The sequence below is a fragment of the Micromonospora sp. NPDC049799 genome (assembly GCF_040656655.1).
In the GTDB taxonomy this organism is placed as follows: Bacteria; Actinomycetota; Actinomycetes; order Mycobacteriales; family Micromonosporaceae; genus Micromonospora.
The window spans coordinates 1-6,908 of the sequence record NZ_JBFAMU010000263.1; the positions used below are offsets into that span (position 1 = coordinate 1).

6 protein-coding genes are annotated in these 6,908 nt (G+C 71.9%); 2 read left to right on the forward strand and 4 right to left on the reverse strand.

Features of this window, described 5'->3' with window-relative positions; translation table 11 throughout:
- Positions 1-190 precede the first annotated feature (190 nt).
- The 3 genes from AB0I76_RS19120 to AB0I76_RS19130 form a co-directional block, all read right to left on the reverse strand.
- Complete coding sequence (locus tag AB0I76_RS19120) at positions 191-1,495, reverse strand: NAD(P)/FAD-dependent oxidoreductase (RefSeq protein WP_357036945.1); 1,305 nt, start codon at positions 1,493-1,495, stop codon at positions 191-193.
- Between the two features lie 66 nt (positions 1,496-1,561).
- Entirely contained in the window at positions 1,562-3,712 is a 2,151-nt protein-coding gene (locus AB0I76_RS19125) for a glycogen debranching N-terminal domain-containing protein (RefSeq protein WP_357036948.1), read from the reverse strand.
- 308 nt (positions 3,713-4,020) lie between these two features.
- Positions 4,021-4,170, reverse strand: a complete 150-nt coding sequence (locus tag AB0I76_RS19130) for a hypothetical protein (protein ID WP_357036951.1) — start codon at positions 4,168-4,170, stop codon at positions 4,021-4,023.
- Positions 4,171-4,374: 204 nt separating this feature from the next.
- Between AB0I76_RS19130 and AB0I76_RS19135 the strand changes: the two genes are divergently transcribed.
- Entirely contained in the window at positions 4,375-4,536 is a 162-nt protein-coding gene (locus AB0I76_RS19135; RefSeq protein WP_357036954.1) for a hypothetical protein, read from the forward strand.
- Between the two features lie 124 nt (positions 4,537-4,660).
- On the opposite strand, the gene AB0I76_RS19140 is transcribed toward AB0I76_RS19135, so the two are convergent.
- Positions 4,661-5,185 carry a GNAT family protein gene (locus AB0I76_RS19140; RefSeq protein ID WP_357036957.1) on the reverse strand — a complete coding sequence of 175 codons (525 nt, stop codon included), beginning with the start codon at positions 5,183-5,185 and terminating at the stop codon, positions 4,661-4,663.
- 338 nt (positions 5,186-5,523) lie between these two features.
- Between AB0I76_RS19140 and AB0I76_RS19145 the strand changes: the two genes are divergently transcribed.
- Positions 5,524-6,840: a sugar ABC transporter substrate-binding protein gene (locus tag AB0I76_RS19145; RefSeq protein WP_357036959.1), complete on the forward strand. Its 1,317-nt coding sequence runs from the start codon at positions 5,524-5,526 to the stop codon at positions 6,838-6,840.
- Positions 6,841-6,908: the final 68 nt, after the last annotated feature.

Consider the following 6,908-nt stretch of genomic DNA (forward strand, 5'->3'; position numbering starts at 1 on the left):
CCCTAACCACCCCACCCTGACCCCGCCCCCGCCCCCGCCCGCACCCCCGCCCGCGATCTTGCACTTTCGGTCGCCGCTATGGGCGATTGCAGCCCTTATGCACCGGCAGAAAGTGCAAGATCGCGGATGCAGGTCCGCGGGGCGAGCCCGGCGTGGAGCCAGATCCCAGCTTGTGGAGGTGGGGACGGCGTCAGCGCGTGGCGTGGACGGGGACCTCGGGTGAGGAACTCTCCAGCGGGACGGACTTCGCCGGGACGAGGCCGAGCTGCACGGCCGGGCGGGCCAGGGCGGCGTCGAGGAGCCAGTCGGCGCCGACGCGCGCCCGGTTGCCGGGCATGGCGAGCAGGTGGTAGCCCCGGGTGACGGCCTTCGCGGGCAGCCCGGCCAGCGGCACCTGGAGCGGGTTCGCGGCGGCGTCCTTGCCGCCCAGGTCGACCACCCAACCGAGGTCGTGGTGCTTGTACGGCTTGCGCCGCCCGAACCCGTAGGAGGCGGCGATGTTGTGCGCGGCCAGCTTGCCCTGCCGCTGGGCGTGCTGGGCGGTCATGGTGCAGATCTGGCCGGGGCGGGTCATGTCGGGCACCGCGGCTGCGTCGCCGCAGGCGTACACCTCGGGGAAGCCGGGAACGTTCAGGAACTCGTCGGTGACGAGGCGCCCCTTCTCGGTGCGCAGGCCCAGTTCGGAGACGAAGGGGTCGGGGCGGACGCCCACGCACCAGACCAGGGTGCAGGTCGGAATGTAGTCGCCGTCGGTGAGCTTGACGCCGTCGGCGGTGGCCACCGCGACCGAGGTGCCCATCCGGACGTCGACGCCGCGCCGGTCGAGCACCTTGTGGGCGGTCCTGGACATGCGCTCGTTCAACTCCGGCAGCGCCCGCGGGGCGACGTCCAGCAGCATCCACCTGGGGCGGATCTTGAGGCGGGTCCGGTGGCGGCTCAGGGCATCGGTGAAGAGTTGCCCGTGCGCGGCAACCTCGGTGCCCGTGTAACCGGCGCCGACGACAACGAAGGTGGCACGGGCCCGCTGCTCGTCCGGGTCCTCCGCCTGCTCGGCCAACTCGATCTGCCGGACGACGTGGTCGTGCAGGAACAGCGCCTCGGGCAGGCTGCGGAAGCCGTGCGCGTACTCGGTCACGCCGGGGATGGGCAGCAGCTTGTTGACGCTGCCGACGGCGAGCACCAGCCGGTCGTACGCGAGGCGGTTGTGGTCCCCCTCGGGCTGGGTGAAGCCGACCCAGCGGTTCTGCAGGTCGACGTGGTCGGCCTCGCCGATGACGACCCGTACGCCGGGCAGGGTGCCCGCGAGCGGCACGGAGATCCGCGTCGGCTCGACCACTCCGGCTGCCACCTCGGGCAGCAGCGGCAGGTAGAGGAAGTAGTCGGTGGCATTGAGGACCACGATCTCGGCCCGGCCCTTCGCCAGCCGGCTCAGCGTCTTCGCCGCGTGGTAACCGGCGAACCCGGCCCCCACGATCACCACACGAGGTTTCGTCATTTCGGCCCCGTTCCCATCGCCGGGGCGGACAAACGTGGCAGATCAAGCGCCGCCGGTGACCTGCCGTCAGCCGGCGGACCGACGGACGTGGCCGGTGCCGGCGACCGCCTCCACCTCCCAGAGCTGCCCGAAGGCACGGACGCGCTCGGCGGTGATCCGGCCTATCTCGGGCGGGATGACCGGGTCGATGGTCAGGTGCCCGCCGACCGGGTTGAGCCCGAGCATCGCCCGCACCAGCGCCAGCGGCGCACCCGCCGCCCAGGCCTGCGGCCTGCACGCGGTCGGGTACGGGACGGCGAACAGGGTCCGCTCGCGGACGTACCCGCTGAGCGCCTCCGGCAGCCGGTAATCGAACTGCTCGGCCGCTTCGAGCAGGGCGATGCTGACCTGGTTGGCCTCGGCCCGGTAGCCGTAGCGGGCCATCCCCAGCACGGCGATGGAGCTGTCGTGCGGCCAGACGGTACCGAGGTGGTACCCGAGCGCGTTGTACGGCCGCTCCTCCCGGGACAGGGTGCGGATGCCCCAGCCCGAGAACATGTCGGGGTGCACGAGCTGGCGGACCACCGCTCCGGCGCGGTCCGGCGGCACGATGCCGCTCCACAGCAGGTGGCCCATGTTGGAGGTCTTCGAGTCGATGCGATTCTTGTCCCCGTCCAGGCCGGTTGCGTAGAAGCCGCCCCGCTCCTCGATCCAGAAGTCGCGGTTGAACCGTTCGAACAGGTCTGCGGCGTCCGCGCGCAGCCGCCGCGCCAGCGCCGGGTCGGCCAGCGGGCCGTCGGCCAGCTCGGCGAGCCGGAGCTTCGCGTCGTACGTGTAACCCTGCAGGTCGCTGGTGGCGATTGGCAGCACCGGCATCCGCCCGTCGGAGAAGCGCACCCCGTCCGGAGAGTCCCGCCAACACTGGTTGCCGAGTCCCTCGGGTGAGCGGGTGGCGTACTCGACGTAGCCGTCGCCGTCGCGGTCGCCGAACTCGTCGATCCAGTTCAGGGCGGCGAGGGCGTTGTCGCGCAGCGATCGGACCAGGTCGTCGTCACCGGTCCACCGCCAATACTCCGACAGGAGGATCAACCAGAGCTGGGTGGCGTCGGCGGTGCCGTAGTTGGGGTTGTACGGCTTGACGCCGGTGCGGGTCAGCTCGCCGCTGCGGAACTCGTGCAGGATCTTGCCCGGCTCCTCGTCGGTGAAGTCGTCGCAGGTGCGCCCCTGGAGCCCGGAGAGCGCGAGGAGCGCCCCCTTCGCCAGCGCCGGCCCGGCCACCAGCGTCTGGTACGCGGTGATCAGCGTGTCCCGGCCGAACACGGTGAGGAACCACGGCAGGCCGGCGCCGGGCAGCATCACCCGCTGCCCGCGGATCTCCAGGTCGAGCCGGAGCGCGGCGAGGTCGAAGCGGGAGCGGTTGGTGGCCCGCTCCACCACCGGGTTGTCACTGTGCAGGGCAGCCCGGTCCTCCACCCAGCGGCGCAGTGGGTTGTCGGTGGACCGGTGAATAACTTGCGAGATGTCGCCGCCGAGGGGGTCGATCATCACGCGGTGCCCCGTCGGCAGGGGCACGACCAGGTCGACATGCCACCCCTCACGGGGGTCGAGTTCGATCTCCCAGACGAGGTCGTCGCCTTCGACACGGGTGGCCGGCGGATCCGACCGGACCTGCGTGGACGCGGCGAAACCGTCAACGGAGTAGTCGAAACGCAGCTCGTGCGGGGCGTGGGAGCGGGTGATCCGGGCCGAACGGTTCCGCACCCCGGACTTGACTTCGAAGAGGTCGGCGAAGTCCGCGGCGACGGCCAGCCGTACCTCCAGCCGCACCCGCTCGGTCCGGAAGGACAGCAGCTCGACCCGCTCGTGGAAGCCGTCACCGACGTAGCGGATGCGACGGGCGGCGAGGCTGTCCGGCGGCAGCCCGGGCACGTCGGGGTTGGCCAGCATGAACTGGGCCGAGTAGTGGTCGATCGTCTCGCCGCGCAGCGGCAGCAGTTGAGCCCCGTTGACGGTGAGCACCCAACCACTGAGCAGGCGGGTGTCCATGTGGACGAGCCCCCCGATGGTGCCCGGCGGCACGTCCCCGCACGAGTCGGAGTACAGGAAGGTCGGGCCGTTGAGCACGGCGACGGAGTTCGTGCCCAGCTCGGGCGGGACGGCCCGCTGGTCCCCCGGCTCACGGCTCAGGGCGGTCACGCCGGGGAACGGGTCGGCGGGCGTCGGACGCGCGGCAGCCATGCACCCACCGTAGGAAGGGACACGGGGCCGCGGCATCACCCGCACCGGGTGAACCACACCATCCATGACTGCCGATATGCACAAAGACCGCCATCGATGGCGATGATGCCGGAATCGGATCCCACGAGACCGCCGGCGACCGACCCACGAGGTCGTCCCGGCGTACCTTCCTGTCCGCCGCCACCGCCACCGCCGCGGTGGCCGGACCCCTGGTCGCCGAGCCGGCCGCCGCCGACGGCTCGCCGCCGCCGCGCGGACCCGGCCGCCCGGCGCGGCCGCAGGCCCCCGACCGCGAGCTGCGCGCGTTGTTACGCGAGATCGACTCCGACCGGATCGAGGCCACCGTGCGCCGGCTGGCCGCGTTCGGCACCCGGCACACCCTCTCCAGCCAGGACGATCCGGTACGCGGCATCGGCGCCGCCGGAGTGGCAGAAGGTCATCGAGGTCGGCGACGTCACCGAGACGACGATCGACCTGTCGAAGGACAACGTCGTCTTCGGCGCACGCGCGGTCGGGCGAGACGGGCACCGCTCTCCCGTGGCGTTCCCGAGGCCGGGCAGTTGACGTCCGGTCCGGATAGCCCGCATCGGGTGGGGTCCGCTCACCCGGTGCGGGCGCACGGTGGGAGCGTCCGCAGCACGCACGACGAGGAGGAAACGGTCATGAGCGCCCCCATGTCGAACGACCAGCGCCAGCCGATCTACCTGCAGCAGAGCGGCCGCAAGCAGCTCACGCCCCGGCAGCGGCGGCGCGTCGAGCAGAAGCAGGGGCGCATCGAGCGCCTCGGCGTCCAGCGCCGCGAAACCCGCGGCCCCGGCCGCTGACCACCCCACCCCACCCTGCCCCACCCCACCCTGCCCCACCCCGCCCCACCCCGCCCTGCCCCACTCCGCGTTGATCAAGGGGTTTGCGTCAGTTCCGGCGCGGACCCTGACGCGAACCCCTTGATCACCGGTCCGGGGCGGTGATGGCCCAGCGTTCGTGGTCGCGCCAGGCCCCGTCGATGAAGAGGTAGTCCGGGGAAAAGCCCTCCAGCCGGAAGCCGAGCTTGCGGGCCACCGCCCGGGACGGCTCGTTGCCCGGTTGGATGTTGGCCTCCAGCCGGTGCAGGCCCAGCGCGGTGAACGCGTGGTCGACGACCAGGCCGATTCCGGTCGAGGCGTGTCCCGTGCCGTTGAACGGCAGGAACGCGGCATAGCCCAGGAAACCGCCGCGCAGGGCGCCCAGGACGATGGCGCTGATGTTCGCGTAGCCCGCGATCGCCCCGCTGGCCCGGTCGCAGATCAGGTAGCCGGAGTGGTCCGGGCGGCGCAGCTTGGCCAGGTACGCGGCGTACGCCGCCGGGTCGGCGGGAGCGGTCAGCCAGGGGTGGTGCAGGTCCCGGCTCCGCCGGGCGGCGGCGGTGAACTCCGCCTCGTCGCCGGGCCGGGGCCGTCTGATCCCGACCGCGCCGGCCGTCCGCAGGTACCTCACGGCGGACACTCTGGCCGGCCGGCCCGCCGGCTGTCCAACCGGAGGTGACGGCGGCCAGCTCTGCGGGGTCTGGTTCACCACGGGTCGGTCGGCTTGGGTCGTGCCGTCGCGGCATGCCTGGACCTCCGGCGGTCCGCTGGTCCCCATCAGCGGCAGTGTCGCGCTGCCCGCCTCTCTGACGCCCTTCACACAAACGACACTTGACCGTCACGGAAACCGCTCTTACGCTCTGCCAAAAGCTTTTGCCAAAAGGTTTTGGCACCTGCCTCACGGACTCCCACCACGCGCTCCGGCGCGCGCCCCCACGCGCCCGGACGACCCCCTGATCGGAGCGGACGATGACCCTCACACGTACCGTCGGACTCCCCCGGCGCGGCTTCCTCGGCCTCACCGCCGGCGCCGGCGCGGCGGCCCTGCTCGGCACCGCCGCCTGCGGTGCCGGCGGGACCACCGCCGCGGGATCCGGCGACACCAAGACCCTCACCGTCGCCTGCGAGGGCGGCGGCAAGATCGAGCTCCAGCCGGTCGTGGACAAGTTCCAGCAGGCCACCGGCACCACGGTCACCCTGGTCGAGCTGCCGTACGAGGGCCTGTTCAACCGGCTGACCAGCGAGCTGTCCAACGGCAAGCCGTCCTTCGACGTGTGCGCCGTCGACGCGGTGTGGCTGCCGCTCTTCGCCGGCAAGCTCGCCGGCCTCGACGACCTGTTCACCGCCGAGGTCAGGAACGACCTGTTCCCCGCGCTCGTGCAGGAGGCCCAGTCCGGCGGATCGTTCGTCGGCATGCCGGTCTGGACCAACAGCGAGATCCTCTTCTACCGCAAGGACCTCTTCTCCGACCCGAAGGAGAAGGCGGCCTTCCAGGCGAAGTACGGCTACCCGCTCGCCCCGCCCACCACCTGGCAGCAGTTCACCGACATCGCCGTCTTCTTCACCCGGCCCGACCAGAAGCTCTGGGGCACCGATGTGAAGGGCGCCGTGGAAACCGAGTGGCTCGCCCACGTCCTCCAGGCCGGCTCCCCCGGCGTGGTCCTCGACGACACCGGCGCCGTCATCGTCGACAACGCCCAGCACGTGGCCGCGCTGACCTTCTACGCCGACCTCAACAACAAGCACAGGGTCGCCCCGGCCGGCGCGGCGCAGACCGACTGGAACGCCGCGCAGAACCTGTTCAACCAGGGTCAGACCGCGATGACGCGGTTCTGGGCGCACGCGTACCGGCAGATCCCGGCCGACGCGAAGGTGGCCGGCAAGGTCGGCGCGGCCCCGATGATCGGCGGCACCGCGGGCGTCGCCGGCATCCCCGGCCCCTGGTACCTGTCGGTCCCGAAGGACGGCGCGAAGGGCGACCTCGCCAAGCAGTTCATCAAGGCGGCGTACGACGACAACGCGCTCAGCATCGAGACCACCCTCGGTCTCGCCGCCCGCAAGTCCGCCTACCAGCAGTACGCGGACAAGCCCGGCTACGAGTCGTTCGGCCCGCTGCTGTCCACCCTCAACGCGAGCGCCACGAAGCCGCGCCCGGCAAGCCCGCACTGGCAGCGGATCGTCGACAGCGTCCTGGTGCCCACCATCCAGAAGGCGCTGACCCCGGGCGCCGACTACGCCGCGCTGCTGAAGGCCGCCCGTACGCAGATCGAGGGCATCGTCAAGTGAGCCCGACAGCGCAGGCAGCACCGCCGCGGACCGCACCGCCCGCACCGGCCTCCCCGGCCGGCGGGCGG

Coding starts and splice junctions, on each gene's coding strand:
- AB0I76_RS19120 (WP_357036945.1), bottom strand. CDS start 1,495: ATGACGAAACCTCGTGTGGTGATCGTGGGGGCCGGGTTCGCCGGTTAC.
- AB0I76_RS19125 (WP_357036948.1), bottom strand. CDS start 3,712: ATGGCTGCCGCGCGTCCGACGCCCGCCGACCCGTTCCCCGGCGTGACC.
- AB0I76_RS19135 (WP_357036954.1), top strand. CDS start 4,375: ATGAGCGCCCCCATGTCGAACGACCAGCGCCAGCCGATCTACCTGCAG.
- AB0I76_RS19145 (WP_357036959.1), top strand. CDS start 5,524: ATGACCCTCACACGTACCGTCGGACTCCCCCGGCGCGGCTTCCTCGGC.